Source organism: Streptomyces smyrnaeus, assembly GCF_017676345.1.
Classification (GTDB): Bacteria; Actinomycetota; Actinomycetes; order Streptomycetales; family Streptomycetaceae; genus Streptomyces; species Streptomyces smyrnaeus.
The window spans coordinates 40,756-66,506 of record NZ_JAFFZM010000031.1 but is presented as its reverse complement, the minus strand read 5'-3'; the positions used below and the strand labels follow the sequence as shown (position 1 = coordinate 66,506).

The 25,751-nt window shown below is 71.9% G+C and carries 27 protein-coding genes; 16 read left to right on the top strand and 11 right to left on the bottom strand.

The features are described 5' to 3' along the window. Nucleotides 1-80: 80 nt before the first annotated feature. From JW613_RS32610 to JW613_RS32595, 4 genes are all read left to right on the top strand, one after another. Complete coding sequence (locus tag JW613_RS32610) at nt 81-518, top strand: gamma-glutamylcyclotransferase family protein (protein WP_099883622.1); 438 nt, start codon at nt 81-83, stop codon at nt 516-518. Nucleotides 519-624: 106 nt separating this feature from the next. Further along, on the top strand, nt 625-1,446 hold the full coding sequence (locus JW613_RS32605) for a purine-nucleoside phosphorylase (protein WP_209214463.1): 822 nt from the start codon (nt 625-627) through the stop codon (nt 1,444-1,446). Nucleotides 1,447-1,541: 95 nt separating this feature from the next. Next, entirely contained in the window at nt 1,542-3,242 is a 1,701-nt protein-coding gene (locus tag JW613_RS32600) for a phospho-sugar mutase (protein WP_209214462.1), read from the top strand. 113 nt (nt 3,243-3,355) lie between these two features. Continuing rightward, the gene (locus JW613_RS32595; protein WP_307866130.1) at nt 3,356-4,285 is read left to right on the top strand and encodes an arylamine N-acetyltransferase family protein; all 930 of its coding nucleotides are present in this window, start codon (nt 3,356-3,358) and stop codon (nt 4,283-4,285) included. A 44-nt stretch (nt 4,286-4,329) separates the two neighbouring features. Here the strand turns inward: JW613_RS32595 and JW613_RS32590 are convergent, their stop codons facing one another. Further along, nucleotides 4,330-5,016: a PH domain-containing protein gene (locus tag JW613_RS32590; RefSeq protein ID WP_209214461.1), complete on the bottom strand. Its 687-nt coding sequence runs from the start codon at nt 5,014-5,016 to the stop codon at nt 4,330-4,332. A gap of 137 nt (nt 5,017-5,153) precedes the next feature. Between JW613_RS32590 and JW613_RS32585 the strand changes: the two genes are divergently transcribed. Then, the gene (locus tag JW613_RS32585; RefSeq protein WP_209214460.1) at nt 5,154-5,702 is read left to right on the top strand and encodes a dihydrofolate reductase family protein; all 549 of its coding nucleotides are present in this window, start codon (nt 5,154-5,156) and stop codon (nt 5,700-5,702) included. Here the strand turns inward: JW613_RS32585 and JW613_RS32580 are convergent. After that, nucleotides 5,699-6,013: a hypothetical protein gene (locus JW613_RS32580; RefSeq protein ID WP_209214459.1), complete on the bottom strand. Its 315-nt coding sequence runs from the start codon at nt 6,011-6,013 to the stop codon at nt 5,699-5,701. The two genes, JW613_RS32585 and JW613_RS32580, sit on opposite strands and share 4 nt — an antisense overlap. Continuing rightward, nucleotides 5,997-6,587, bottom strand: a complete 591-nt coding sequence (locus JW613_RS32575; protein ID WP_209214458.1) for an RNA polymerase sigma factor — start codon at nt 6,585-6,587, stop codon at nt 5,997-5,999. The genes JW613_RS32580 and JW613_RS32575 overlap by 17 nt, the downstream gene beginning before the upstream one ends. Nucleotides 6,588-6,953: 366 nt before the next feature. On the opposite strand from JW613_RS32575, the gene deoC reads away from it, so the two are divergent. The 3 genes from deoC to JW613_RS32560 are packed head-to-tail and all read left to right on the top strand — an operon-like array spanning nt 6,954 to nt 10,272. Continuing rightward, a complete protein-coding gene (deoC, locus tag JW613_RS32570) occupies nt 6,954-7,931 on the top strand; it encodes a deoxyribose-phosphate aldolase (RefSeq protein ID WP_209214475.1) in 978 nt (325 codons plus the stop codon). 3 nt (nt 7,932-7,934) lie between these two features. After that, entirely contained in the window at nt 7,935-9,377 is a 1,443-nt protein-coding gene (locus JW613_RS32565; RefSeq protein WP_209214457.1) for an aldehyde dehydrogenase family protein, read from the top strand. Further along, complete coding sequence (locus JW613_RS32560) at nt 9,364-10,272, top strand: aldehyde dehydrogenase family protein (RefSeq protein WP_245226666.1); 909 nt, start codon at nt 9,364-9,366, stop codon at nt 10,270-10,272. Before JW613_RS32565 ends, JW613_RS32560 begins: the two co-directional genes overlap by 14 nt. Before the next feature lie 136 nt (nt 10,273-10,408). Here the strand turns inward: JW613_RS32560 and JW613_RS32555 are convergent, their stop codons facing one another. Further along, nucleotides 10,409-11,101 carry a winged helix-turn-helix transcriptional regulator gene (locus tag JW613_RS32555; protein WP_209214456.1) on the bottom strand — a complete coding sequence of 231 codons (693 nt, stop codon included), beginning with the start codon at nt 11,099-11,101 and terminating at the stop codon, nt 10,409-10,411. Nucleotides 11,102-11,190: 89 nt separating this feature from the next. Here JW613_RS32555 and JW613_RS32550 point away from each other — a divergent pair, with 89 nt between their 5' ends. Next, the gene (locus JW613_RS32550) at nt 11,191-12,402 is read left to right on the top strand and encodes a pyridoxal phosphate-dependent aminotransferase (RefSeq protein WP_209214455.1); all 1,212 of its coding nucleotides are present in this window, start codon (nt 11,191-11,193) and stop codon (nt 12,400-12,402) included. A 125-nt stretch (nt 12,403-12,527) separates the two neighbouring features. Here the strand turns inward: JW613_RS32550 and JW613_RS32545 are convergent, their stop codons facing one another. Beyond that, nucleotides 12,528-13,133, bottom strand: coding sequence for an MBL fold metallo-hydrolase (locus tag JW613_RS32545; protein ID WP_209214454.1), 606 nt, complete (start codon nt 13,131-13,133; stop codon nt 12,528-12,530). After that, nucleotides 13,133-14,221: an S-(hydroxymethyl)mycothiol dehydrogenase gene (locus JW613_RS32540; protein ID WP_209214453.1), complete on the bottom strand. Its 1,089-nt coding sequence runs from the start codon at nt 14,219-14,221 to the stop codon at nt 13,133-13,135. Before JW613_RS32540 ends, JW613_RS32545 begins: the two co-directional genes overlap by 1 nt. A gap of 174 nt (nt 14,222-14,395) precedes the next feature. Between JW613_RS32540 and JW613_RS32535 the strand changes: the two genes are divergently transcribed. Next, a complete protein-coding gene (locus JW613_RS32535) occupies nt 14,396-15,097 on the top strand; it encodes a uridine kinase family protein (RefSeq protein ID WP_372448032.1) in 702 nt (233 codons plus the stop codon). A 254-nt stretch (nt 15,098-15,351) separates the two neighbouring features. On the opposite strand, the gene JW613_RS32530 is transcribed toward JW613_RS32535, so the two are convergent. Then, nucleotides 15,352-16,275, bottom strand: coding sequence for a SigE family RNA polymerase sigma factor (locus JW613_RS32530; protein ID WP_209214452.1), 924 nt, complete (start codon nt 16,273-16,275; stop codon nt 15,352-15,354). A gap of 202 nt (nt 16,276-16,477) precedes the next feature. Between JW613_RS32530 and afsQ1 the strand changes: the two genes are divergently transcribed. The 5 genes from afsQ1 to JW613_RS32505 all read left to right on the top strand — a co-directional run bounded on the left by afsQ1 (nt 16,478) and on the right by JW613_RS32505 (nt 20,850). Then, nucleotides 16,478-17,155 carry a two-component system response regulator AfsQ1 gene (afsQ1, locus tag JW613_RS32525; protein ID WP_177214322.1) on the top strand — a complete coding sequence of 226 codons (678 nt, stop codon included), beginning with the start codon at nt 16,478-16,480 and terminating at the stop codon, nt 17,153-17,155. A 169-nt stretch (nt 17,156-17,324) separates the two neighbouring features. Next, nucleotides 17,325-19,043 carry an ATP-binding protein gene (locus JW613_RS32520; RefSeq protein WP_209214472.1) on the top strand — a complete coding sequence of 573 codons (1,719 nt, stop codon included), beginning with the start codon at nt 17,325-17,327 and terminating at the stop codon, nt 19,041-19,043. Continuing rightward, nucleotides 19,040-19,744, top strand: a complete 705-nt coding sequence (locus JW613_RS32515; RefSeq protein WP_245226665.1) for a hypothetical protein — start codon at nt 19,040-19,042, stop codon at nt 19,742-19,744. The genes JW613_RS32520 and JW613_RS32515 overlap by 4 nt, the downstream gene beginning before the upstream one ends. A gap of 180 nt (nt 19,745-19,924) precedes the next feature. Further along, nucleotides 19,925-20,488 carry a VanZ family protein gene (locus JW613_RS32510; protein WP_307866129.1) on the top strand — a complete coding sequence of 188 codons (564 nt, stop codon included), beginning with the start codon at nt 19,925-19,927 and terminating at the stop codon, nt 20,486-20,488. A gap of 158 nt (nt 20,489-20,646) precedes the next feature. Beyond that, nucleotides 20,647-20,850, top strand: a complete 204-nt coding sequence (locus JW613_RS32505) for a PspC domain-containing protein (protein WP_209214450.1) — start codon at nt 20,647-20,649, stop codon at nt 20,848-20,850. A 258-nt stretch (nt 20,851-21,108) separates the two neighbouring features. On the opposite strand, the gene JW613_RS32500 is transcribed toward JW613_RS32505, so the two are convergent. Both JW613_RS32500 and JW613_RS32495 read right to left on the bottom strand, forming a co-directional pair. Further along, complete coding sequence (locus JW613_RS32500) at nt 21,109-21,537, bottom strand: hypothetical protein (protein WP_209214449.1); 429 nt, start codon at nt 21,535-21,537, stop codon at nt 21,109-21,111. Between the two features lie 208 nt (nt 21,538-21,745). Next, nucleotides 21,746-22,876, bottom strand: coding sequence for an adenosine deaminase (locus JW613_RS32495; RefSeq protein ID WP_209214448.1), 1,131 nt, complete (start codon nt 22,874-22,876; stop codon nt 21,746-21,748). Between the two features lie 86 nt (nt 22,877-22,962). On the opposite strand from JW613_RS32495, the gene JW613_RS32490 reads away from it, so the two are divergent. Next, nucleotides 22,963-23,805 carry an alpha/beta hydrolase family protein gene (locus JW613_RS32490; RefSeq protein WP_209214447.1) on the top strand — a complete coding sequence of 281 codons (843 nt, stop codon included), beginning with the start codon at nt 22,963-22,965 and terminating at the stop codon, nt 23,803-23,805. 24 nt (nt 23,806-23,829) lie between these two features. Here the strand turns inward: JW613_RS32490 and JW613_RS32485 are convergent, their stop codons facing one another. Both JW613_RS32485 and JW613_RS32480 read right to left on the bottom strand, forming a co-directional pair. Then, entirely contained in the window at nt 23,830-24,741 is a 912-nt protein-coding gene (locus tag JW613_RS32485) for a class I SAM-dependent methyltransferase (RefSeq protein WP_209214446.1), read from the bottom strand. Next, nucleotides 24,738-25,736: a LysR family transcriptional regulator gene (locus tag JW613_RS32480; RefSeq protein WP_209214445.1), complete on the bottom strand. Its 999-nt coding sequence runs from the start codon at nt 25,734-25,736 to the stop codon at nt 24,738-24,740. Before JW613_RS32480 ends, JW613_RS32485 begins: the two co-directional genes overlap by 4 nt. Nucleotides 25,737-25,751: the final 15 nt, after the last annotated feature.

The window sequence follows — 25,751 nt, the reverse complement described above, 5'->3', positions numbered from 1 at the left end:
CAACAGAGGGCGGACTCCGCGCGGGGTACCCCGCAAAGCGGCGTGGCCCGCGGAGCGGAGGGCGCCGTTACCCTCGTGGGATGTCGCTCTACGCCGCCTACGCCGGCAATCTCGACGCCCGCCTGATGGCCCGCCGCGCCCCGCACTCCCCGCTGCGCGGCACCGGCTGGCTCTCGGACTGGCGGCTCACGTTCGGAGGGGAGCACATGGGGTGGGACGGGGCGCTGGCCACGATCGTGGAGGCGCCGCGGGCCCAGACCTTTGTGGCGCTGTACGACCTCGCGCCGATGGACGAGGACTCGGTGGACCGCTGGGAGGGCGTCGGTCTGGACATATACCGGCGGATGCGGGTGCGGGTGCACACGCTGGAGGGCGAGGAGCCGGCCTGGTGCTATGTCCTCAACGGTTATGAGGGTGGTCTGCCGTCGGCCCGCTATCTGGGGGACATCGCGGACGCGGCGGAGTCGGCCGGGGCCCCGTACGACTACGTCATGGAGCTCCGTAAGCGCCCCTGCTAGCAGAAAGCACACATGCGCCCCGCCGGGCGCTGGGGTCGTCCGTGTGTTCGTCCGGAGTTGCGTCCCACGTCTACGCGCGTAGGCGATAACGGGCTACCCTCGTCGCGTGAACGCTTCTGCCACTACCCACGACGCCGACGACCCCTACCGCTCCGCCGAGGAGGCCGCCGCCAAGCTGCGGGCCCTGACCGGCGAGGACAGTCACGATGTGGCCCTCGTCATGGGCTCGGGCTGGGTGCCCGCGGCCGACACGCTCGGGGTGGCCGACCACGAGCTCGCGGTCACCGAGCTGCCGGGGTTCCCGCCTCCGACCGCTGCGGGCCATGCCGGCAAGATCCGCTCGCACCGGGTGGGCGACAAACGCGCGCTCGTCTTCCTCGGCCGTACGCACGCGTACGAGGGCCGCGGTGTCGCGGCCGTCGCGCACGGGGTGCGCACGGCCGTGGCGGCGGGCTGCAAGACCATCGTCCTCACCAACGGCTGCGGTGGACTGCGGCCGGGGATGCGGCCCGGGCAGCCGGTCCTCATCAGTGACCACATCAACCTCACCGCCACCTCCCCCATCGTCGGCGCCAACTTCGTCGATCTGACCGACCTGTACTCGCCGCGGCTGCGCGCGCTGTGCCAGGAGATCGACCCGACGCTGGAAGAGGGCGTCTACGTCCAGTTCCCCGGGCCGCACTACGAGACCCCGGCCGAGATCGGTTTCGTCCGGGCCATAGGCGGAGACCTGGTGGGCATGTCGACCGTGCTGGAGGCCATCGCCGCACGTGAGGCCGGGGCCGAGGTGCTGGGCGTCTCCCTGGTGACCAACCTCGCGGCCGGGATGACGGGGGAGCCCCTCAACCACGAGGAGGTCCTCCAGGCGGGCCGGGACTCGGCGGTACGGATGGGCACCCTGCTCGGTGAGGTGCTGAAGCGGCTCTGACTCCCCGGCGCCGCGAGCAGCCGCCCCCGCACGGACCGAGGACGGCATCGCACCCAGCCCCATCAGCTCTCCATCCGAAAGGCAGGACCAAGAAGATGAGCGACGGCCTGCGCGACGACGACGCGCTGCTCGCCCGTGCCCGTGACTGGCTGGCCGAGGACCCGGACCCGCAGACCCGTGAGGAGCTCGCAGAACTCGTCGAGGCCGGCGACCTGGACGAGTTGCGGGACCGGTTCTCCAACACCCTCCAGTTCGGCACGGCCGGACTCCGCGGTGAGCTGGGCGCGGGCCCGATGCGGATGAACCGGTCCGTGGTCATCCGCGCGGCGGCCGGGATCGCCGCGTATCTGCGGTCCCGTGCGGGCGAGGGGGACCGGCCGCTGGTCGTGATCGGGTACGACGCGCGGTACAAGAGCGCCGACTTCGCGCGGGACACCGCAGCCGTGATGGTCGGTGCGGGGCTGCGCGCGGCGACGCTGCCCGGGCCGCTGCCCACCCCCGTGCTGGCGTTCGCGGTACGGCATCTGGGGGCCGCTGCCGGGGTCATGGTCACGGCCAGCCACAACCCGCCGCGCGACAACGGCTACAAGGTCTACCTGGACGACGGTCTGCAGATCGTGCCGCCCGCCGACGCGGAGATCGCCGAGCAGATCGCGGCCGTCGGCCCCCTGGACGGCGTACCGCGCCCCGAGTCGGGGTGGCAGGTGCTCGACGAGGACGTACTGGACGCCTATCTGGCGCGGACCGGCGCCGTCCTCACCGAGGGCTCGCCTCGCGAGGTGCGGATCGTGCACACCGCGATGCACGGGGTCGGGCACCGCACGGCGCAGCTCGCCTTCGAGCGTGCCGGGTTCCCCCCGATCGTGCCGGTGCCCGAGCAGGCCGAGCCGGACCCCGACTTCTCCACCGTCGCGTTCCCCAACCCGGAGGAGCCCGGCGCGATGGACCGCGCGTACGCGACCGCGCGCGCCTGGGAGGCCGAGCACGGCGAACGCCCGGACGTCATCATCGCCAACGACCCGGACGCGGACCGCTGCGGTGTCGCCGTACCCGACGCGGGGACGGCGAGCGGCTGGCGGATGCTGCGCGGCGACCAGGTGGGGGCGCTGCTGGCCACCCATCTGATCCGCAAGCACGCCGAGGGGACGTTCGCGACGACCATCGTCTCCTCCTCGCTGCTCTCGCGTATCGCCGAGGCGGCGAAGCTGCCGTACGCGGAGACGCTGACCGGTTTCAAGTGGCTCGCCCGGGTGGAGGGTCTGCGGTACGGCTACGAGGAGGCGCTGGGCTACTGCGTCGACCCGGAGGGCGTCCGCGACAAGGACGGCATCACAGCGGCGCTGCTCGTCGCCGAGCTGGCCGCCGAGCTGAAGCAGGCCGGGCGCACCCTGGCCGATCTGCTGGACGACCTCGACGTCGAGTACGGCGTCCACGCGACCGACCAGCTGTCGGTGCGGGTCGCGGACCTGTCGCTGATCGCCTCCGGGATGCGGCGCCTGCGCGCCGAGCCGCCGGCCGCCCTGGGCGGACTGGCCGTGGCGCAGGCCGAGGATCTGACCCATGGCAGTGCGGCGCTGCCCCCCACGGACGGACTGCGCTACCGGCTGGCGGGCGCGGACGGTGTCGAGGGCGGGCGCGTCGTCGTACGGCCCAGCGGTACGGAACCCAAGCTCAAGTGCTATCTGGAGGTCGTCGTGCCGGTCCGCGGGGCGGCTGACCTCGCCACCGCTCGGAAGAGGGCGGCAGCTGTGCTGGAGCAGATCAAGGGCGACCTGAAGCAGGCCACGGGGCTGTAGTCCGAGCGGGCGGACGGATGGGCGGACGGGGGCGGCTGTTCTGTCGAACGGCTGCCCCCGTCGTATGAGATCCCGCCCCGTGCGGGAGCGGAATAGCGGGCCCGGCGGGCGAGTTGCTCGAACAGACGGACGCCCTCGCACACCTTCCGGCTGGAGAGACCGACGACATGTGGCACGGCGAACAGCTCGACCTTGACGCGTACCTCGCACGACTGGGGTACGAGGGGGAGCGCACCCCTACTACGGAGACACTCCGCGCCCTGCACCGCGCCCATGTGCTCTCGGTGCGCTGGGACAATCTGGACAGCTTCCTGTACCGGTCGGTCTCCCTCGATCTGGCCGACGTCCAGGAGAAACTCGTCCGGCGCAGCCGCGGCGGCTACTGCTACGAGCACGCCACGCTCTTCGCGGCGGCGCTGGAGCGGCTCGGCTTCGACTTCACCGCCGTCTCCGGGCGGGTGCAGATGGGTGCGGAGAAGATCCTTCCGGCGACCCACGCGATGCTGCTGGTCGGCGTCGAGGGACGGCGATGGCTGACCGACATCGGCTTCGGCGCCTGCCCGCTGGCCCCCATCGAGCTGGTGGAGGGCGAGGACGGCAACGAGGTGACGATCGAGGGGCGGCCGTTCCTGCTGCGCCGTACGGAGATCACCCCGGGCGCGGACGGCTGGGCGCTCCACCACCCGGACGGCCGGGGCGGCTGGGTGGTGCGGCACAACTTCACCGAGAACCCGCAGTACCCGATCGACTACGAACTGGGCAACCACTTCATCGCGACCAGCGCGCACTCCCCCTTCAACCGGCGCCCCTTCCTCCAGCGCATCCGCCCCGACCGCACCGACCAGCTCGACGGCCTGACCTGGACGACGACGGTCGCGACCACCGCCGCCGGCGCGGAGCCGGACGAGAAGCGGACCGTGGAGCCGCACGAGCTGCCCGAGCTGCTGGCGGACACCTTCGGGGTGGAGCTGTCACCGGAGGAGGCGAAGTTGGTGGTGGAGCGGGTCCAGCCGCAGGACGGCCGACCGGACCAGGAGAGCTAGCGGAGTCGGGGCCGGGCGGGCCGGAGAGCGGGAGGCGCCCCGGGTCAGCCCGTCGCCAGCAGGACCGCCAGGAGGACGGCGCCCGCCACGGCGGGGGCGATGACCTCGAAGGACCAGCGGACCGCCACCTTGCCCTGGGCCTCCTCCTTCCGGCCGTGGGTCTCCAGCAGCTCGCGGAGCTCGTCGATGGACTGGTCGGAGGGGGCCCGCCGCTCCCGCATCTCGGTCTCACCCGGGTCCAGGTTCGGCACACCGCGCCCGCCGAACAGGCCGCCCGGCCCGGGGGACGGCGGCCGGCCGGCGGCGATCCGCTCGTTGTGCCGGGTCGCCTTCTTCCGGGCCCGCAGCGAGACGGGGATGGCCCAGAGCTGGTATTTCACCCCGTCCGCGACGACCTCGCTGGAGTACCCGGCACGCACCGTCTCCACGGCTCCCCACGGCACCTCGATCGTCCGGAAGGGGTTGCGCACCCGCATCCGCCGCTCCCCCGCGAACACGGCGGGGCGCAGGGTGAAGGCGACGACGAGCGGCACGGCGAACAGCAGCCCGGCGAGTGCGAGCCAGGGTGTGCTGCCCTCGCCACCCACGATCGCGTCGATCGACAGCCACAGTCCGATGGCCAGCAGTACGATGCCGCCCGCCATCCCGGCGGGCGAGCGGAACACTCGGTCGGGGAACTCCTGCCCGCCGCTGCCGGCCCCGTCGCGCTGGTCCTTGTCCTCGCTCGTCATGCGAACGATTGTGCCGGACCGTCCGCATGACGGACATTGCGGTACGGCATCGAAGAGGCATCCGGATCGGCGATGATTTCGCGTCGGGCGCCGGGTCATACCCGGCAACAGCATCCACCCACACCCCAGGAGCGGTCATGGGAAGCCTCAAAGTCCACGAGTTCATCTCCCTCGACGGCGTGATCGAGGCCCCCGTCTGGACGGCCGACTACCCGTTCGGGCCGCAGATGATGGAGGCCGTCGGCGGCCTCACGGCCACCAGCGACGCGATATTGCTGGGCCGCCACACCTACGAGATGTTCGCCCCCGCGTGGTCGACCCGCACGGCGGAGGACGACCCGGGCGCCCCCTTCTTCAACGAGACGGCCAAATACGTCGTCTCCTCGACGTTGGAGAAGGCCGACTGGAACAACTCGACGGTCCTGGGCCCGTACGACCCGGAGGCGGTGCGCGAGCTGAAGCAGCGCACACAGGGCATCTACGTCAGCGGCAGCGCCACCCTGGTGCGGGCCCTGCTCGCCGACGGCCTCGTCGACGAGCTGCACCTGTTCCTGTACCCGGTCACCCTCGGCCAGGGCCAACGTCTCTTCCCGGAGGGCGCCGACGGGCAGAAGCTCGCCCTGACGACCTGCGAACGGTTCGAGGGCGGCGTGGCCCACCTGGTGTACGGCCCGGCGGCGGACTAGGAGGCGCGCCCGGGGCGGGCAGCGGCCACTGCGGTGGCGGCCCGGTCGCCGGGCTCGACCTTGCACTGCCCCGATTTGCAAGAGCGCTGCAGGCGCCCCCGCGAAAGGGTCTGCACCAGTCCGACCGTCCAGCACATCGGGCACCCGCGCAGTGCGAGTGCGCCGATCGGCAACAGCAGCAGGCTGATCGGTCCGACCAGCGGAAGCAGTACGAAGCAGCCGGTCAACGAGCCGAATCCGACCACGCCACGGACCAGGTGGCGAGGCAGAGACGTACTCGCGAAACCGGGGCCCTCAGTCCTGGTTCCCATCAGCGTTCCCTCCACGAGCGGGTTCGGGTGTGTCGCGCACCATGTGCCGGACAGTCGCGCGGGCCCGGTGCAGGCGCGACTTCATCGCGGCCGTGCTGAGGCCCAGCGCGTCGGCGACCGCCCGTCCGCTGTGGCCCTGGATGTCCCGCATGATCAGCACGCGCCGCTGGTCGGCGGGCAGGGTGGCGACGGCCGCCGCCACCCTGCCCGCTTCCAGGCGTTGCAGAGCCTCCTCCTCGGCCGAACGCACGGCGGCATCCACCCGGGGCGGGTGCTGCCGTGGTCTTGTGGGGTGCCGCAGCATCGTCCGCGCGCGCCGCAGGCACTCGTTGCGGACGATGCGGAACATCCACGACGCCAGAGCGCCGGACGCCCGTAGCATCCCGATCCTTCGGTACAGGATGATCAGCGCCTCCTGCGCCGCGTCCTCGGCGTCCTCCGGAGTGGCGCACAGGGTGCGGGCGAACCGCACCACGTTGGGATGCGCGCCCGACACCAGCGCAGTGATCGCCTCGATGTCACCGCGCTGCGCTGCGACGACCAACTGTTCACCGGGCCAGGACGACTCAGTCACGCGACCGGCCCCGTTTGCGCAGCACGACGAAACTGCATGTGCACAACAGCACAACCCCGGCGGCGACGGCGATTCCGACTGTCACGACAACCTCCCTCTCCTGTGCCGGCGTTCCGCCGACACGGATGCAAGTACGGATGCAAGTACCGATAAGAGGCGCGCGGGCGCCGAAAGGATTCACCAAGGCAGCCCGTTCCACCGCGGTCCGGGCCTTGTGGTCGGCCGCTGCCGGCGCCCGGGAAGGCGACGCGCGCTCCGGCGCGGCGGCACCTGTCCGAAGGGAGCTCCCGTGAGGTCACGGGCGCAGGATGGCGGGGTTCATGGGGTGACAGCTACTACGCGCGTAGATATGGTGCTCTGGTGAGCATGCCTACCGATGCGGCCCCTCGCGACGCGGGGAGGGGCTCCCTCTCCGACGTCGTGACCTCCGATGCCGCTCTTCGCCGCTTTCTGCAGGGGCTTCCGGGTGTCGACGCGGTCGGGTTGGAAGCCCGGGCCGCCGCGCTGGGGACCCGTTCCATCAAGACGACCGCCAAGGCGTACGCGCTCGATCTGGCGATCTCGATGATCGATCTGACGACCCTGGAGGGTGCCGATACGCCGGGCAAGGTGCGGTCGCTGTGCGCGAAGGGCGCGAATCCCGACCCGGGCGACCGGTCCACGCCTCGGGTCGCTGCCATCTGTGTGTACCCGGACATGGCGGCCGTCGCCAAGCAGGCGCTGACCGAGCAGGGCGCGGGTGAGGTCCATGTGGCGTCCGTGGCCACCGCGTTCCCCTCCGGGCGGGCCTCGATGTCGGTCAAGCTCGCGGACACCCGGGAGGCCGTTGCCGCCGGGGCCGACGAGATCGACATGGTGATCGACCGGGGGGCCTTTCTGGCCGGTCGGTATCTGCAGGTCTTCGAGGAGATCCAGCAGGTGAAGGCCGCCTGTGGCGCGGCTCATCTGAAGGTGATCTTCGAGAACGGTGAACTGGCCACCTACGACAACATCCGGCGGGCCTCCTGGCTGGCCATGCTCGCGGGGGCCGACTTCATCAAGACGTCGACCGGCAAGGTGGCCGTGAACGCCACGCCGCCCAACACGCTGCTGATGCTGGAGGCCGTGCGCGACTTCCGGGCGGCGACCGGCCGGCAGGTCGGCGTGAAGCCCGCGGGCGGCATCCGTACGGCGAAGGACGCCGTGAAGTATCTGGTGATGGTGAACGAGACGCTGGGGGACGACTGGCTCAGCCCGGACTGGTTCCGGTTCGGTGCCTCCAGTCTGCTCAATGACCTGTTGATGCAGCGCCAGAAGCTTTCGACCGGGCGCTACTCCGGTCCCGACTACGTGACGGTGGACTGAGCCATGAACGCAAAGTTGTTCGCTTACGCGCCTGCTCCCGAGTCCCGGGCCGTGGTCGACATCGCGCCGTCCTACGGCCTCTTCGTCGACGGCGAGTTCCGGGAGGCGGCGGCCGGCAAGGTGTTCAAGACCCTCTCGCCCGCCAGCGAAGAGGTGCTGTCCGAGGTCGCCTACGGCGAGCAGGAGGACATCGACGCGGCGGTGCGCGCGGCCCGGGCCGCGTTCGGCCCCTGGTCGGCGCTGCCGGGTGCCGAGCGGGCGAAGTACCTGTTCCGTATCGCCCGCATCATCCAGGAGCGGTCGCGCGAGCTGGCGGTGCTGGAGACGCTGGACAACGGCAAGCCGATCCGTGAGACGCGGGACGCGGACCTGCCGCTGGTGGCGGCGCACTTCTTCTACTACGCCGGGTGGGCCGACAAGCTCTCGTACGCCGGGTGCGGGCCCGATCCGCGTCCGCTGGGGGTCGCCGCGCAGGTCATCCCGTGGAACTTCCCGCTGCTGATGCTCGCCTGGAAGGTCGCTCCGGCGCTGGCCACCGGCAACACGGTGGTCCTCAAGCCGGCCGAGACCACGCCGCTGTCCGCGCTGTTCTTCGCGGACATCTGCCGTCAGGCGGGGCTGCCCAAGGGCGTCGTCAACATCGTGCCGGGGGACGGCGCGACCGGTGCCGCGCTGGTCGGCCACCCGGATGTGAACAAGGTGGCCTTCACGGGGTCGACCGCTGTCGGGAAGCAGATCGCGCGGACCGTCGCCGGGACGCGGAAGCGGCTCACCCTCGAACTCGGCGGGAAGGGCGCGAACATCGTGTTCGAGGACGCGCCCCTCGACCAGGCCGTCGAGGGCATCGTGGGCGGGATCTTCTTCAACCAGGGGCAGGTCTGCTGCGCGGGCTCCCGGCTGCTGGTGCAGGAGTCGGTGCAGGAGGAGGTGCTGGACGCGCTCAAGCGGCGGTTGAGCACCCTGCGGGTCGGTGATCCGCTGGACAAGAACACCGACGTGGGCGCCATCAACTCCGCCGAGCAGCTGGCCCGGATCACCGAGCTGGCCGAGGCCGGTGAGGCGGAGGGTGCCCAGCGCTGGTCGCCTCCGTGCGAGCTGCCCGGCGAGGGGTACTGGTTCGCGCCCACGGTCTTCACCGGCGTCAGCCAGGCGCATCGCATCGCCCGGGAGGAGATCTTCGGCCCGGTGCTGTCGGTGCTCACCTTCCGTACGCCGGACGAGGCCGTCGCCAAGGCCAACAACACGCCCTACGGACTGTCCGCCGGGATCTGGACGGAGAAGGGCTCGCGCATCCTGAAGCTGGCCAACCAGCTGCGCGCGGGCGTCGTGTGGGCCAACACATTCAACAAGTTCGATCCGACCTCGCCGTTCGGCGGCTACAAGGAGTCCGGCTACGGCCGCGAGGGTGGCAGGCACGGTCTGGAGGCTTACCTTGAGCACGCCTGAGGCACGTACGTCCAGCACGAGCGGCTCTGTTGCGCGCGGCGCACGGCTGTCCGTGCTGAAGACCTACAAGCTGTACGTCGGGGGGAAGTTCCCCCGCAGCGAGAGCGGCAGGGTGTACGAGGTGACCGACGCAAAGGGCCAGTGGCTGGCCAATGCCCCGCTCGCCTCCCGCAAGGACGCACGGGACGCGGTGGTCGCGGCCCGCAAGGCGTTCGGCGGCTGGTCCGGGGCGACGGCCTACAACCGCGGGCAGATCCTGTATCGGATCGCGGAGATGCTGGAGGGCCGCCGCGAGCAGTTCGCCGCCGAGGTGGCGGCGGCCGAGGGGCTGTCGAAGGCGAAGGCGCAGGCGCAGACGGACGCGGCGATCGACCGCTGGGTCTGGTACGCGGGCTGGTCCGACAAGGTGGCCCAGGTGGTGGGCGGCGGCAACCCGGTCGCGGGCCCGTTCTTCAACCTCTCCACCCCGGAGCCCACCGGCGTGGTGGCGGTGCTGGCGCCGCAGAGCGCGTCGCTGCTCGGGCTGGTGTCGGTCCTCGCGCCGGTGATCGTCACCGGTAACACGGCCGTGGTCGTCGCCTCGCGTACCGCACCGCTGCCCGCGCTGTCGCTCGCCGAGGTGCTGGCGACCTCGGACCTGCCCGGCGGCGTCGTCAACGTGCTGTCCGGCGACACCGTCGAGATCGCCCGTCCGCTGGCCGCGCACCAGGATGTGAACGCGATCGATCTGGCGGGGGCCGACGCCGAGTCGGCCGCCGAGCTGGAGGGCGCCGCCGCGGAGAACCTCAAGCGGGTGCTGCGCCCGGGCGGTGACGACTGGTCGGCCGAGCCGGGCCTTGGGCGGATGACCGCCTTCCTGGAGACGAAGACGGTCTGGCACCCGATCGGGGCCTGAGCGTTCGGTCCGGTCAGGGGGTGCCCCTGTCCGGCGCCGGGCGGACTGCGGGTCGGTTGTGGCTGCGGGGGCACCTCCCGGCCGGAGGCTGGGGGAGCAGGGGCGGGCGGGCGGCACCCGTGCCGGGTACGCGAGATCAGTCGTCCGCCCCCAGGGCCCGTGCCAGTCCCTCCCGGTCTCCGTTCCGGAAACCCGCCCGGACCGTCCCGGCCCGGATGCCGTCCGCCAGCGTCAGCGAGCCCTCAACGAGCGCCACGCAGGCCTCGGCATCCAGCTCCAGGCGAACGTCGGCGCCCTCGGCCGCCGGGCCCTCGCCGTACAGCGGACCGTCCTGTGCGTCGCCCAGCCGCAGATGGAAGGCGCCCTCGGGCAGTACGACATCGACGAGTGCGGCCACTTCTTCCCCGACCGCCCGCCGTACGGCGTCGCGCAGCGGGAGGGCCCACCAGTGGGCGCGTACCGCGTCGGTGGGGCGCGGCTTGCCCAGCGCGGGGGCGCCCCAAGAGGCGAGCGCGGTCAGCACGGGCAGCAGTGCGCGGCCCCGCTCGGTGAGTTCGTAGACGTAGCCGGAGGCGGGCCGCGGCTGGCGGCGCCGTTCGGCCAGCCCTTCGCCCTCCATGTGCCGGAGCCGGGCGGCCAGTACGTCCGTGCTGACTCCGGGCAGGTCGGCGTGGAGGTCGGTGTAGCGGCGCGGTCCGGCGAGGAGTTCGCGGACGATGAGCAGGGTCCAGCGGTCCCCCACGGAGTCGAGGGCGCGCGCCGCGGCGCAGAACTGGTCGTAACTGCGGCGGGTGCGCCCGGGACTTGTCTGGCTCGCGTGGCTCGGCATGCCGCTCAGTGTAGACATGCGGTTGGACTTTCCAAGTGCCAGCTTGGTAGAACCAAGTATCCGGCAGTGGACCAGGAGGGTGGGGCAGCATGGAGTTCCGGCAGTCGAACAAGCTGAGCGAGGTCTGTTACGAGATCCGCGGCCCGGTGATCGAGCAGGCCGACGCGCTGGAGGAGGCCGGGCACAGCGTGCTGCGGCTCAACACCGGCAATCCCGCCCTCTTCGGCTTCGAGGCGCCGGAGGAGATCATCCAGGACATGGTGCGGATGCTCCCCCAGGCACACGGCTACACCGAGTCGCGCGGCATCCTCCCGGCGCGCCGCGCCGTCGCCCAGCACTACCAGCAGCGCGGCTTCCCCGAGGCCGACGTGGACGACATCTACCTCGGCAACGGCGTCTCCGAGCTGGTCTCGATGGCCGTACAGGCGCTGGTCGAGGACGGCGACGAAATCCTCATCCCCGCGCCCGACTTCCCGCTGTGGACAGCCGTGACGACGATGGCCGGCGGCAAGGCGGTGCACTACGTGTGCGACGAGCAGGCCGACTGGCTGCCCGACCTGGACGACATGGCCGCCAAGATCACCTCGCGTACCAAGGCCGTCGTCATCATCAGCCCCAACAACCCCACAGGCGCCGTCTACCCGCGCGAGCTGCTGGAGGGCATCCTCGATCTGGCACGCCGCAACGGGCTGATGGTCTTCTCCGACGAGATCTACGACAAGATCCTCTACGACGGCGCCGTCCACCACCATGTGGGCGCCCTCGCCCCCGATCTGGTCTGCCTCACCTTCAGCGGACTGTCCAAGGCGTACCGGGTGGCGGGCTTCCGCTCGGGCTGGCTGCTGGTCTCCGGGCCCAAACAGCACGCCCGGGACTATCTGGAGGGCCTGGGCATGCTCGCCTCCATGCGGCTGTGCCCCAACGCCCCGGCCCAGCACGCCATCCAGGCGGCGCTCGGCGGCCGCCAGTCCATCGAGGAGCTGGTACTGCCCGGCGGACGCCTGCACGAACAGCGCGACGTGGCCTGGCGGAAGCTGAACGAGATCCCCGGCGTCAGCTGCGTGAAACCCAAGGGCGCGCTGTACGCCTTCCCCCGGCTGGACCCCGAGGTCCACAAGATCCACGACGACGAGCGCTTCGTCCTCGACCTGCTGCTGCGGGAAAAGATCCAGGTGGTTCAGGGCACCGGCTTCAACTGGGCCCACCCGGACCACTTCCGCATCCTCACCCTCCCCCGCGCCGACGACCTGGACGCCGCCATCTCGCGCATCGGCCGCTTCCTGGAGAGCTACCTCCAGTAGCGCCGCCTGCGGGAGGGCCGGCGGCGGGAGGGCCGGCGGCAAGGGGGCTGCTCCGCCCCGAGGGGGACTCCCTCAGGGCGGAGCAGCGCGGCCCACAGGGCCTCGGACGGTCGGCGTCGACGCCCTCAGACGTTCGGCGTCTCCTCCCCCACTGTCGTGCTGTCCCCGTGCCCCGTCCGGACCACGGTCTCCAGGGGCAGCGTCAGCAGCCGCTCCTTGATCGAGCGCACGATGGTCGGGTGGTCGGAGAAGGAACGGCCGGTGGCGCCGGGCCCGCCCTGGAAGAGGGTGTCCCCCGTGAAGACGGTGCCGAGAGCCGGCGCGTAGAGGCAGACGGCGCCCGGGGCGTGCCCCGGGGTGTGCAGCACGGCCAGGTCGACGCCGGCGACCGAGACGGTGTCGCCGTCGGCCAGCTCACCGTCCGGCGAGCGGTCCGGGTGGGTCATCTTCCACAGCGGCAGGTCGTCCGGGTGCAGCAGAATCGGTGCACCCGTGCGGTCCGCGAGGGGTGGTGCGGCGTCGATGTGGTCGTTGTGCGCGTGGGTGCACACGATCGCGCGCAGGGTCCGCTCCCCCAGCGCCGCCGCGATGGCGTCGGCGTCGTGGGCCGCGTCGATGACGACGGCCTCCCGGTCGTCGCCGACGATCCACACATTGTTGTCCACCTGGTGCGTCTCGCCGTCGAGGCGGAACTCCCCGCTGGTGACGAGGTGATCGATACGGGCCGCCATCACAGCACCACCACCGAACGCAGCACGTCGCCGCTGTGCATCCGCTCGAACGCCTTCTCCACCTCGTCCAGCGCGATGGTCTCGGTCACGAACGCGCCCAGGTCGAGACGGCCCTGCTGGTGCAGATCGATCAGCATGGGGAAGTCCCGGGAGGGCAGACAGTCGCCGTACCAGGAGGATTTGAGCGAGCCGCCCCGGCCGAAGACGTCCAACAGCGGCAGCTCCAGCTTCATCTCAGGCGTCGGCACCCCCACGAGGACGACGGTGCCCGCCAGATCGCGGGCGTAGAACGCCTGCTTGTACGTCTCGGGGCGGCCGACCGCCTCGATGACGACATCGGCGCCGAAGCCGCCGGTCAGCTCGCGGACGGCCTCGACCGGGTCGACATTGGCCGAGTTGACGGTGTGCGTGGCGCCGATCTTCTCCGCGGTGGTGAGCTTGCGGTCGTCGATGTCGATGGCGATGATTTTCGCCGCGCCCGCGAGCCGCGCCCCCGCGACGGCGGCGTCCCCGACGCCGCCGCACCCGATGACGGCGACGGTGTCCCCGCGGGTCACCTGCCCGGTGTTGATCGCCGCACCGATCCCGGCCATCACGCTGCAGCCCAGCAGCCCGGCGACGGCGGGCGAGACGGCCGGATCGACCTTGGTGCACTGCCCGGCGGCGACCAGTGTCTTCTCGGCGAAGGCACCGATACCGAGCGCCGGCTCCAGCGCGCGCCCGTCACTCTTGAGCGTCATCTTCTGCTCGGCGTTGTGGGTGTCGAAGCAGTACCACGGCCGCCCGCGCTTGCAGGCCCGGCACTGTCCGCACACCGCACGCCAGTTGAGGACCACGAAATCGCCCGGCTCGACATCCGTGACCCCGTCGCCGACCGCCTCCACGACGCCCGCCGCCTCGTGCCCGAGGAGGAAGGGGTAGTCGTCACTGATCCCGCCCTGCTTGTAGTGCAGGTCCGTGTGGCACACGCCGCACGCCTGCACCTGAACGACGGCCTCGCCGGGTCCGGGGTCGGGAACGACGATCGTCTCGACCCGCACCGCCTCGTTCTTGCCCGGCGCGACGACCCCGCGTACTTCCTGAGCCATACGTGAGGGCCTCCCTCTTCCATCGGGTGCTGTGGGGCGCCATTCTCCCTGTTCGGGGAAGGTTTTCGGGAGGGGCGGACGCGCGTCGGCCCGGACGAGTTTCCGACGGCTTCCCCCGGCTCGCCTCGCACGTGCCTTCGAAACTTCCCGGTGCATGGCGGACAATGGCTGCCCGTGACCGACTCCAGCGACGCATGCGACGTATCCGAGCGAGCGACCCCCGCGGTCCCGGCCCCCGCTCCGGCCCCCACGACGGTGCCCACGGCCCGGGTCATCCTGCTCACGGGCCCCTCCGGCTCCGGCAAGACCCGGCTGGCAGCCCGCAGCGGGCTCCCCGTCCTCCGCCTGGACGACTTCTACAAGGAGGGCGACGACCCGACCCTCCCCCTCGTCGGAGCCGACGTCGACTGGGACTCGCCGCTGTCCTGGGACGCGGACGCCGCCGTACGCGCCATCACCCGCCTGTGCCGCGAGGGCGCCGCCACGGTCCCGCTCTACGACATCTCCACCAGCTCCCGCACCGGCCAGGAGCGCCTGGAACTCGCCGACTCGCCGCTGTTCGTCGCCGAGGGCATCTTCGCCGCGGACATCACCGCCCGATGCGCGGCCCTGGGCCTGCTGGCCGACGCCATCTGCCTCCGTGGCCGCCCCACCACCACCTTCCGCCGCCGGCTGCTCCGCGACATCCGCGAGTCCCGCAAGCCCCTTCGGGTGCTTCTCAGCCGGGGCTGGCGCCTCCTGCGCGCCGAGCCCGCCATCGTCGCCCGCCACCGAGCCCTGGGCGCCCACGCCTGCGCCCACCACGAAGCCGCAGCCCGCATCACCCGGCTCCGCCGAACCGCCGCGCTCACCACAGGCGGAAGCCCGCGTTCCTGACCACTGGGCGAGGATTCCGCAGGAGCTCTTCGAGGAGGCGCGCGGCAACGAGAGGAAACGAGAAGAGCGGTTCCGGTCGAGGCGTGTGCCTCGGCCGGAACCGCTCTCTTTGTCCCCCCGGTCTCCCCCGTTCCCCCCTGTTTTCCCTTTCCCCTGTTCCCCCGTATCGCCCGGGCCCCGTGTCCCCGCGGGGTCGGGCGATCGTTCCGGTGGCCGCGTCAGGTGCGCGGCCGGTTCGGTGAGCCGGTCGGCCGTCAGGCGACCAGCTCGTCGAAGCTCTCTTCCTGGTTGCGGCCGAAGCTGAGGACCTCGTCGTCGCGCAGGCGGCGCAGGGAGCGCCAGATGCTGCTCTTCACCGTGCCGACGCTGATGTCCAGTATGTCCGCGATCTCCGGGTCGGTGCGGCCCTCGTAGTAGCGCAGGACCAGCATCGTGCGCTGGAGCTCGGGCAGCCGGGCCAGGGCCTGCCACAGGACGGTGCGCAGCTCGGTGCCCCGCATCGCGTCCTGGTCGCCGGCCGTCTCGGGGAGTTCCTCGGTCGGGTACTCGTTGAGCTTGCGGCGGCGCCAGGCGCTGATGTGCAGGTTGGTCATGGTGCGACGCAGATAGCCGCCGACGGCCGCCTTGTCGCTGATCCGCCCCCAGGCCCGGTACGTGGAGAAGAGGGCGCTCTGCAGCAGGTCCTCCGCCTCGTACCGGTCACCGGTCAGGTGGTAGGCGGTGGCGTACAGGGAGGCCCGGCGTTCCCGTACGTACGCGGTGAACGCCGCTTCGGCCTCCGCGTCCGTCTCCCCGCCCGAGGCAGCGTCCCCCACGTATGCCTCGGCCGCACCCAGAACGGCCGCCTCCCTGTACTCGCCACTCCTGCGGGGGTCCCCCGTGTCCCCGTCGTCCCCCGCCTCCCTGCGGGTTTCCCCCCGTTCCCCCGTGTCCCCCCCTGGGGCGTCCCCCCGGAGCCCCTCGACCGCAGGACCGAACACGGTCCTGGCACGCACCCGCCCGGTGCCGCGAGCGCACGTCCGCCCCACCCCGAGCTCCCGGCTGCGCTCGAGCAGCGCGGTGGCCGCCTCGGCGGCACCGGACTTCTCGACAGACCGGGTCTGGGAAGCGGGAACCGAAGGGACGTGCAGACGCGTGTGAAGGACTGCGCTCGTGTTGGTTCCGTGCAGTGTGTTCATCTCGCGCCCCCTCGGAGCAGAACCGATCGCTTGCTTGACGACGTACACATTGCCGCCCCGATTTCATGGCCAGGTCCCCCGTCTGTCACAGCGGTGTCACAAGGGCCGACGGGCCTCACAACGCGCAGGCCGGCGGGCGTGTCGATGCTGTGCGCCGACCGCCGGTCGAAGTATGGGGGCGCCATAGGCCAGAATGGCGCGCGTGCCTTTCCTGTTGCTGATCGAGGACGATGACGCTGTCCGTACCGCCCTGGAGATGGGTCTCACCCGCCAGGGGCACCGCGTGGTGACCGCCGCGTCCGGCGAGGACGGCCTCAAACTGCTGCGCGAACAGCGCCCCGACCTGATCGTGCTGGATGTGATGCTGCCCGGCATCGACGGCTTCGAGGTCTGTCGGCGCATCCGCCGCACGGACCAGCTGCCGATCATCCTGCTGACGGCCCGCAGCGACGACATCGACGTCGTGGTGGGCCTGGAGTCGGGCGCGGACGACTACGTCGTCAAGCCCGTCCAGGGCCGGGTGCTGGACGCGCGTATCCGCGCGGTGATGCGGCGCGGCGAACGGGAGTCCAACGACTCGGCGACGTTCGGCTCACTGGTGATCGACCGCTCGGCGATGACGGTCACCAAGAACGGCGAGGACCTGCAACTGACGCCGACCGAGCTGCGGTTGCTGCTGGAGCTGAGCAGACGCCCCGGCCAGGCCCTCTCCCGGCAGCAGTTGCTGCGGCTGGTGTGGGAGCACGACTACCTGGGCGACTCGCGGCTGGTCGACGCCTGTGTGCAGCGGCTGCGCGCCAAGGTCGAGGACGTGCCCTCCTCCCCCACCCTGATCCGCACGGTGCGCGGCGTCGGCTACCGGCTGGACGTCCCGCAGTGACCGGACGCACCCACGCAACAGGTCGTCCGAGCCGGGCGGTTCATCCGAACGGGTCGGTTCGCACGAACGGAACAGGCGGAGCAGCGGTGTCGAGGCGTACGGCGAACGGGACCGCCGAGTGACCGACGCTCCCTCCCTCGGCGAGCGCCTGCGCACCCGGCTCGCGGGCATGCTGCCCAGCCTGCGGCTGCGCCTGGTCGTCGTCTTCGCACTGGTGGCTCTCACCGCCGCCGTCTCCGCCTCCGGTATCGCCTACTGGCTCAACCGCGACGCGGTCCTCACCCGGGCCCAGAACGCGGCTCTCAACGACTTCCGCAAGGCGATGGAGGACAACGCCGGCAACCTCCCCCGCAAGGTCAGCTGCCAGGAGTTGCGCGAGGCGGCCGCCAAGATGGCGCGCAGCTCGCAGAACTACCAGGTGCTGCTCATCGACCGGACCGAGGACGGCAAGACGTGCTCCGCGGCCTCCAACGTGGACGACTTCGCCCTGGCGGACGTCCCCGAGCGGCTGCGCAGCGCCGTCGCCAAGAAGCGCCCCGTCGACAAGCAGAACAAGCACCCGTACCACCTGTACTGGCAGCGGATCACGCTGGACGGCGACCCGTACCTGGTCGGTGGCGCGAAGGTGATCGGCGAGGAACCGACTCCCACCGGCTACCTGCTCAAGTCGCTGGCGCCCGAGCGCGACGACCTCAACTCACTGGCCTGGTCGTTGGGGATCGCCACCGCGCTCGCGCTGATCGGCGCGATGCTGCTGGCGCAGGGCGCCGCGACGACCGTGCTGCGGCCCGTACGGCGGCTGGGCGAGGCCGCTCGCAGACTGGGCGAGGGCAAGCTGGAGACCCGGCTGCGCGTCTCCGGCACGGACGAGCTGGCCGAGCTGTCCCGTACGTTCAACGACGCGGCCGCCTCGCTGGAGCAGCGCGTCGCCGAGCTGAGCGCCCGGGAGGCCTCCAGCAGGCGCTTCGTCGCCGACATGTCGCACGAGCTGCGTACGCCGATGACGGCGATCTCCGCGGTCACCGAGGTGCTGGAGGAGGAGCAGGACAACCTCGACCCGATGATCGCGCCGGCCGTGCAGCTGGTGGTGAGTGAGACCCGGCGGCTCAACGACCTGGTGGAGAACCTGATGGAGGTCACCCGCTTCGACGCGGGCACGGCCAAGCTGGTGCTGGACGACGTGGACGTGGCGGATCAGGTGACCGCCTGTATCGACGCCCGCGCCTGGCTGGACGCGGTGGAGCTGGACGCGGACCGCGGCATCATGGCCCGGCTCGACCCGCGCCGCCTCGACGTCATCCTCGCCAACCTCATCGGCAACGCGCTCAAGCACGGCGGCTCCCCGGTGCGGGTCTCGGTACGGACCCGGGAGCGGGAGGACGGCGCGGGCGTCGCCGGGGGCGCCACGGGTGCCGCGGGCGTCGCGGGAGGGGGCGACGAGCTGGTGATCGAGGTCGCCGACCAGGGCCCCGGCATCCCCGAGGACGTGCTGCCGCATGTCTTCGACCGCTTCTACAAGGCCAGCGCCTCCCGCCCGCGCTCCGAGGGCAGCGGGCTCGGGCTGTCCATCGCGCTGGAGAACGCCCATATCCACGGTGGCGAGATCACGGCACACAACGCGCCCGAGGGCGAGGGCGGCGCGGTCTTCACCCTGCGGCTGCCCCGCGACGCCCGGCGGGTGGCCGAGGAACGCGAGAACGGCGACCGCGAGGACGGCCAAGGGCAGCCGGACGCTGACGACAGCGACGACAGCGACGGCGACCGCGACCGCGAGGAGGGCGGCGACGTGCGTCCGGGCGGCGGACAGGACACGGAACCGGACGAGCGGCGGGACGAGCGAAAGAACAACGGACGCGACAAGCGACGCGACAAGGGGGGCGAGCGATGAGCCGCGACGGGGTCGTCCGCAGGCGCGGCCGTACGCGCCGCCGCCGCGCCGCTCCGGTCACGGTTCTGCTGTGCGTTCTCGCCTCCCTGGCCACCGGGTGCGGTATCCGAGCCACGTCCGTGCCGGTGGACGCGGGAGCGGCACCCTCGCGGGTGGGCTGTGTGCTGCCGAACGACCGCGAGAGCCCGGACGGCGGCGGCGCGACCTCCGTCATCCGCGTCTATCTGGTCTGCGGTTCGCGCGTCTCGCCCGTCGAGCGGGAGGTACGGATGCCCGGCGGGCGCTCCTCGGCCGAGCGGCTGCCGGTGGCGCGCAAGCTGCTCGACGAGCTGCAGCGGCAGCCGCGCGTCACGGAGGACACCGCCGGTTTCGAGACGGCCGTCCCCGAGCAGCTGACGATCAGCAAGGGCACGGACGGCGACCCCGACGAGGCGCTGCGGCTGAGCCGGCCGCTGGACGAGCTGCCCCGGTACGCGCTGGCACAGATCGTGTGCACATACGCCGACACCTCGGCGGCCGACGCCGAGGGCGGTGTGGTCCTCGGTGGACCGGCCGAGGACGGCTCCTCGGACGGCGACAGCGCCGACGACGCCACCGGTGGCACCGACAGCGAGGCGGCCGCGCCCCTGCGGCGGTACGAGTGCGGTACGGCGCTGCGCACCCATCCGCAGTCCGCAGAGACCGCGGGCACCCAGCTGTGAACCTCCCTCCCGCCCGCGCCGGGCGGGAGGGGTGTGCGGCCTCCGGAACACGCGTGTGACACAGTCCTGACCCCCTCGGAACACCGCCCCGGAACCACAGCGGAACGCGTCGGCGTCCTGAATGACGTGCAGCGCCTAGGCTCCGGCGGCCCGACCTCCTCCGCCTCCCGAATCCGCCTCGTGGGACTCCTCCTGCTGGCGGCACATCTGTGTCTCGTCGGCTGGCTGGCGCTGCGCCCGCTCGCGGTGCCCTGGGTGGCGCCGGCCAACCTGCGCCCGCTGGCCACCATCCGCACCGATCTGGCCGACGGGCCCCGGGCCGCGCTGGAGGGGCTCGGCGGCGGACTGCTGCTGCTGGCGCCGCTCGGGGTGCTGCTGCCGCTGGCCACCGGGCGACTGCACCGACGGCTGCCGGGCACCCTGGCACGCACCGTCTTCGCGGGGGCGATGGTGTCGGTCGTCCTCACGCTGGCGCAGACAGGGGTACCGGGGCACGTGGCCAACGTGGACTCGGTGCTGCTGAACACCACCGGGGTGGCGCTCTCCGCCGGGCTGGTCTTTCCGCCGCTGCGCCGCTGGCTCCGCCACCGGGACGGCGACTGCTCGGGACATGGAGGCCGGCTCAGGGGCCGCCGGCAGCGGTCGCGGTCCGGTGCCGCTTCGTCCAGGTCCGGGCTGCGGCTGCGGGAGGAGAAGACTCAGGGTTCGACCCCGAGGGCGACCAGGGTCGGAATGGCACCTTGAGGTGAGGTTTCGACCTGTTGTTCCGGTCTACCGTCGAAGGCAGAACAGCGGCACACCGGCACAGCACGCGGCACCGGGACACACGGCACAGGCCGTGCGGCCACCCGGCGCCCGAGCCGCCCAAGCCGCGCGGACCGGACAGCTAAGGAGCCGTCCTCATGACCTCACTCGCCCGCCCCACCGAAGGCCGGATGATCGGCGGCGTGTGCGCCGCGCTCGCCCGCCGGTTCGGCACCACGCCCACCACGATGCGGGTCGTCTTCCTCGCCTCGTGCCTGCTTCCAGGACCGCAGTTCCTGCTCTACCTCGCCCTGTGGGTGCTGCTCCCGGACGAGGGACGCAAGCACGGCTCCGCCTGGTAGACCGCCCTCACCGGCCCGGAGCACGCACGTCGAGCGCGGCACACGGAGCACGGCACACGGAGCACGGCACACGGAGCACGGCACACGGAGCACGGTGGACGGCAGGCCCCGCAGCAACACCGACGGCGGGTGCCCCCCCGGGGGGGCACCCGCCGTCGCGTGCGTCGGGAACGCGCCTGTCAGTGCGAGCCGGCAACACCGACGGCGGGTGCCCCCCCGGGGGGGCACCCGCCGTCGCGTGCGTCGGGAACGCGCCTGTCAGTGCGAGCCGCCGACCGGCAGGGCCTTGCCCAGCGGCAGCCCGCCGATCATGCCGCCGCCGGGGGCGGAGCTCTTGCCCTTGACCGACTCCTGGGCCTGTCCGGCCACCTTCTCGGTGGCGTCGAGCGGGGTGCCCGTCAGCGTCCCGGACAGGGCCTCCTGGGCGACGCCGACCGGCTGGGAGAGGTTCCCGGGCAGGCCCTGGGCGGCCTCCTTGAGGGGGAGCTCCCCGACGGTCTTGCCGGCCGTCTTGGCGACCGGGCCGAGCGCCCGGCTGCCGGTGCTGACCGCGTCGGCGCCGAGCAATTCGGTGGGGGCACCACCGAGCCCGAGGGAAGGGGCCGCGGAGGCGGTGCCGGCGCCCGCCACCACGACCGCCGCGCCCATCACGGCGACACCCAGAGTCTTCTTGGCTACCTGCTTCATCAGTGTTTACGTCCTCGGAATGGGGGGCTGGAGCAGCCCGACGGGGCTTGAGCAGCCTGGCGAACGTAGCCAGGTGTTCCGAGGAGTCGCAAACACGTCGGCAGTGCCGTAAGTCGCCGTTTCCCAGCGAATGACGGCTGTTTCCCGAGGGGGTTCAGCCGCCCCGCACGCGGGCTGCGGCGACGGCTGAACCGCTGGTCACGGGGGGTCAGCGGGGAGTTTCCTGGAAAAGCCATTCGGATTTGAGCGCGGCATATCCGGGCTTCACCACGTCGTTGATCATGGCGAGACGTTCATCGAAAGGAATGAACGCGGACTTCATCGCATTGACCGTGAACCACTGCATGTCGTCCAGCGTGTAGTTGAACGTCCGCACGAGCTGTTCGAATTCGTGGCTCATGCTCGTACCGCTCATCAGCCGGTTGTCCGTGTTCACCGTCGTGCGGAAGTGCAGCCTGCGCAGCAGCCCGATGGGGTGCTCCGCGTAGGACGGGGCGGCGCCGGTCTGCAGGTTGGAGGTGGGGCACAGCTCCAGCGGGATGCGCTTGTCCCGGACGTAGGCCGCGAGTCGGCCGAGCTTGACGGCACCGTCCTCCCCGACCTGGATGTCGTCGATGATGCGCACCCCGTGCCCGAGCCGGTCGGCGCCGCACCACTGCAGGGCCTGCCAGATGGACGGGAGTCCGAACGCCTCGCCCGCGTGGATGGTGAAGTGGTTGTTCTCGCGCTTGAGGTATTCGAAGGCGTCCAGATGCCGGGTGGGCGGGTGGCCCGCCTCGGCGCCCGCGATGTCGAAGCCGACCACGCCCAGATCGCGGTAGCGGTTGGCCAACTCGGCGATCTCCAGGGCGCGGGCCGCGTGCCGCATGGCGGTCAGCAGGGCACCGACCCGGATGCGGTGGCCGGCGGCGCGGGCGCGGCGCTCGCCCTCGCGGAAGCCCTCGTCGACGGCCTCGACCACCTGCTCCAGGGTGAGCCCGCCGAGCAGGTGCTGCTCGGGCGCATAGCGGATCTCGGCGTAGACGACGCCGTCGGCGGCCAGGTCCTCGGCACACTCGGCGGCGACCCTGAAGAGCGCGTCACGTGTCTGCATCACGCCGACCGTGTGGGTGAACGTCTCCAGATAGCGTTCGAGGGAGCCGGAGTCGGCGGACTCGCGGAACCAGACCTCCAGCCGCTCCGCGTCGGTCTCCGGCAGCGCGTCGTAGCCGGTCTCGCGGGCCAGCTCGACGATGGTCGCGGGGCGCAGCCCGCCATCGAGGTGATCGTGGAGCAGAACCTTGGGTGCGCGGCGGATCTGCTCGCTGGTGGGGACGGTGCTCGAAGATTCGCTTACCATCACGGCACTCTAGCTCCTACGCGCGTAGAACGCATGTGCTTTCCCAACTGCCTTACGAACGCGTGCGGGCGTGCCATTGTTGCGCCATGGCTCAGCGAGCGTTGCCCGAGAGGGAAACACGACTGGGACGGCCCCGGGGAGCCGTGGGGAGGGCCCCGCACGCCGTCGTCCTCGTACTGCCGGGCGGCGGGACCGCCGGCGCTGGCCGCCGGGGCACCGAACTGGTGGCGGCGGCCTCAGCGGTACCGCTGGCCCGTCGCCTGGGGCGCGCCAGTTCGGACGACGACCCTCTGGTCACCCACATCGTGCACTACCGCCACGGTGCCCGGGTCCGGAACGGCGGCGCGGCGGGCGGCGGCGCGGCGGGCGGTGGCGCGAGCCGTACGGCGGACTGCGCGGCCGACGCCGAGTGGGCGGTCGAGGAAGTGGTGCGGCGGTACGGGGATGTGCCCGTCTGTCTGGTCGGCGCCGACATCGGCGGCGTTGCCGCACTGCGCGCCGCCGGTCACCAGGCCGTCGCCTCGGTGGTGGCCCTGGGGCCGCTGCTGTCGGCGGCGGACGAGTCCGTGGGCGACGCGGTGGGCGCGGGACCGGCCGCGGGCGGCGAGGAGCCCGTACAGCAGTTGCGCGGCCGCCATGTGCTGATCGTGCACGGCACGAACGACACCCGGTGCGACCCGGAACTCTCCTTCCGTCTCGCCGAGCGCGCGAAGAAACTCAACGCCGAGGTGTGCCGCTTCGAGGTGCACACGGACGGGCACGGCCTGCGCGGATACGCCGCCGAAGTGGCCGCGCTGACCCAGGACTTCGTTCTGGGCACCCTCTGTGGTGGCGACCTGTGCCGTCCGCTGACCGACGCCCTCGCCGCTCCCCCGCCGCTGGGCCTGCGGATGCCGCTGGCCAGCGGCTTCGGCAAGAACCTGCGGTAGCGCCGGGCCCTTCGGGCGGGCGGCTCAGGTGCGTACCGCCGTGTGCACCGTCGTCGCCGTCAGGAGGAAGACGTCGGGGCGGCGGAGGATGCCGTCGGGGGAGGCGTCGTCGAGGAGGGTGTCGAGGGTGGTCAGGTCCTCGGCAGCCAGATCGTCGGCAAGGTTCTCGCGGAAGCGTTCGACGCGGGCGCGTACATGGGCGCGCGCGACAGGGTCCAGCGGCGCGGACAGGTCGGTGAGGAAGGTGCGGCTGCCGGTGGGCGCGAGTCCGGCGGCGACGAGCAGCGCGGGCCAGTCCTCCACCGTGCGGGTGTGACCGGGCAGTTCGGCGCGCATGGCGCTGAACCAGTCCTCCTCGGCGACGTCCAGCCGCGCCTGGAGTCCGGGGCGTCCGATACCGATGTCGCGGGGCAGGAAGCGGGTGGGCAGGCCGCCTTCGCGTACCGCCAGCACGCCGCCGGGGCGCAGTGCCGAGGCGAAGGTCTCCAGCGCTGCGCGCTGATCGCCGAGATGGTGGACGACGTTGCTGGTCCAGATGAGCTCGGCGGTGCCCAGGTCCGGCAGGTCGGCGGGGAGTTCGGCCTCGCGGGTGGTGATGCGGGAGGCCAGGCCCTCACGTTCGGCGCGGGCGCGGGCGCGCTCCAGCAGCCCGGGGGTGCCGTCGACGGCGACGGTCTCGGCGCCGGGGAAGGCGTGGGCGAGCGCGATGGTGGTGACACCGGGCCCGCTGCCCAGATCGAGGACGCGGGTCACCGCGCGGTTGCCGAGCAGGTCGTGCAGCCAGGCCGCGGCCTCCTCCAGGAACCCCGCCTTCAGTTCGGCCTCGCGTTCGAGATGCGCGGCGAGCGCCTCCCAGTCGGGTTCGGCAGTGGCGTGGTGCGCGTGGGAGTGGGTGTGGGCGGGGGAGTGCTGGTGGCTGTGCGCATGCGGGGTCATGGGGCCTCCTGGGAAGCGGGGTGGGCGGGGGCGGACTGGCCGCGCAGGAGCTGGCCTCTCCGGCTGAGCAGGAACTTCTTGAAGGCGGCGACCGGCGGGGTGTCGGGGCGCCCGGCGGACCAGGCGAGCCCGATCTCGCGGACGGCGCGTGGTGCGGTGACGGTCAGCTCGCGCACCCCGGGCCGCGGGAAGACGGGGGGCGGCAGCAGCGCGACGCCGAGCCCGGCGGCGACCAGGCCGCGAATGGTCTCGGCCTCCTCGCCCTCGAAGGCGATCCGGGGGGTGAACCCGGCCTCGGCGCACAGGGCATCGAGGATGCGCCGCATGCCGTAACCGGGCTCCAAGGTGACGAACGACTCCTCCGCGGCCTCGGCGAGCCGCACCCGTTTGCGGGCCGCGAGCCGGTGGTCGTCCGGTACGACCAGTCGCAGCCGCTGTTCGTCCAGGCGCCGGGCGACCAGGTCCGGTGCCTCCGGGATGGGGGAGGTCAGGCACAGGTCCAGCTCACCGGCGCGGAGTCGGTCGAGCATGGCCTCACCGTAGTTCTGCACCAGGGCGAAGCGGACGCGTGGATGGTCGGCCCGGAAGGCGCGCAGCAGTTCGGGGACCGTCTCCCAGCCGAGGGTGTGCAGAAAGCCGAAGGCGACCTTGCCGGTGGCGGGGTCGGCGTCGGACCGTACGGCCTCGGCCGCCTGTTCGACCGCGGCCAGTGCCCGCTCGGCCGAGGCGAGAAAGGTGCGGCCCGCGGGGGTGAGGGAGAGGGTGCGGCCGTGCCGTGCGAAGAGGGCGACGCCGAGGTCTTCCTCCAGCCGGGCGAGTGCCCGGCTGAGGGAGGACTGCGGGATGCCCAGCTCCTGCGCGGCGCGGGTGACGTGCTCGTGGCGGGCCACCGCGGCGAACTGCGCCAGGCGGGGTGTCAGGGAGAGTGCCGAGGGTGGGGCAGCGCCGGGTGACGGTGTGACGGAGGTGTCTTTCTTGTTGCGTGACGGTGACACCTGGCTCCCTGATAC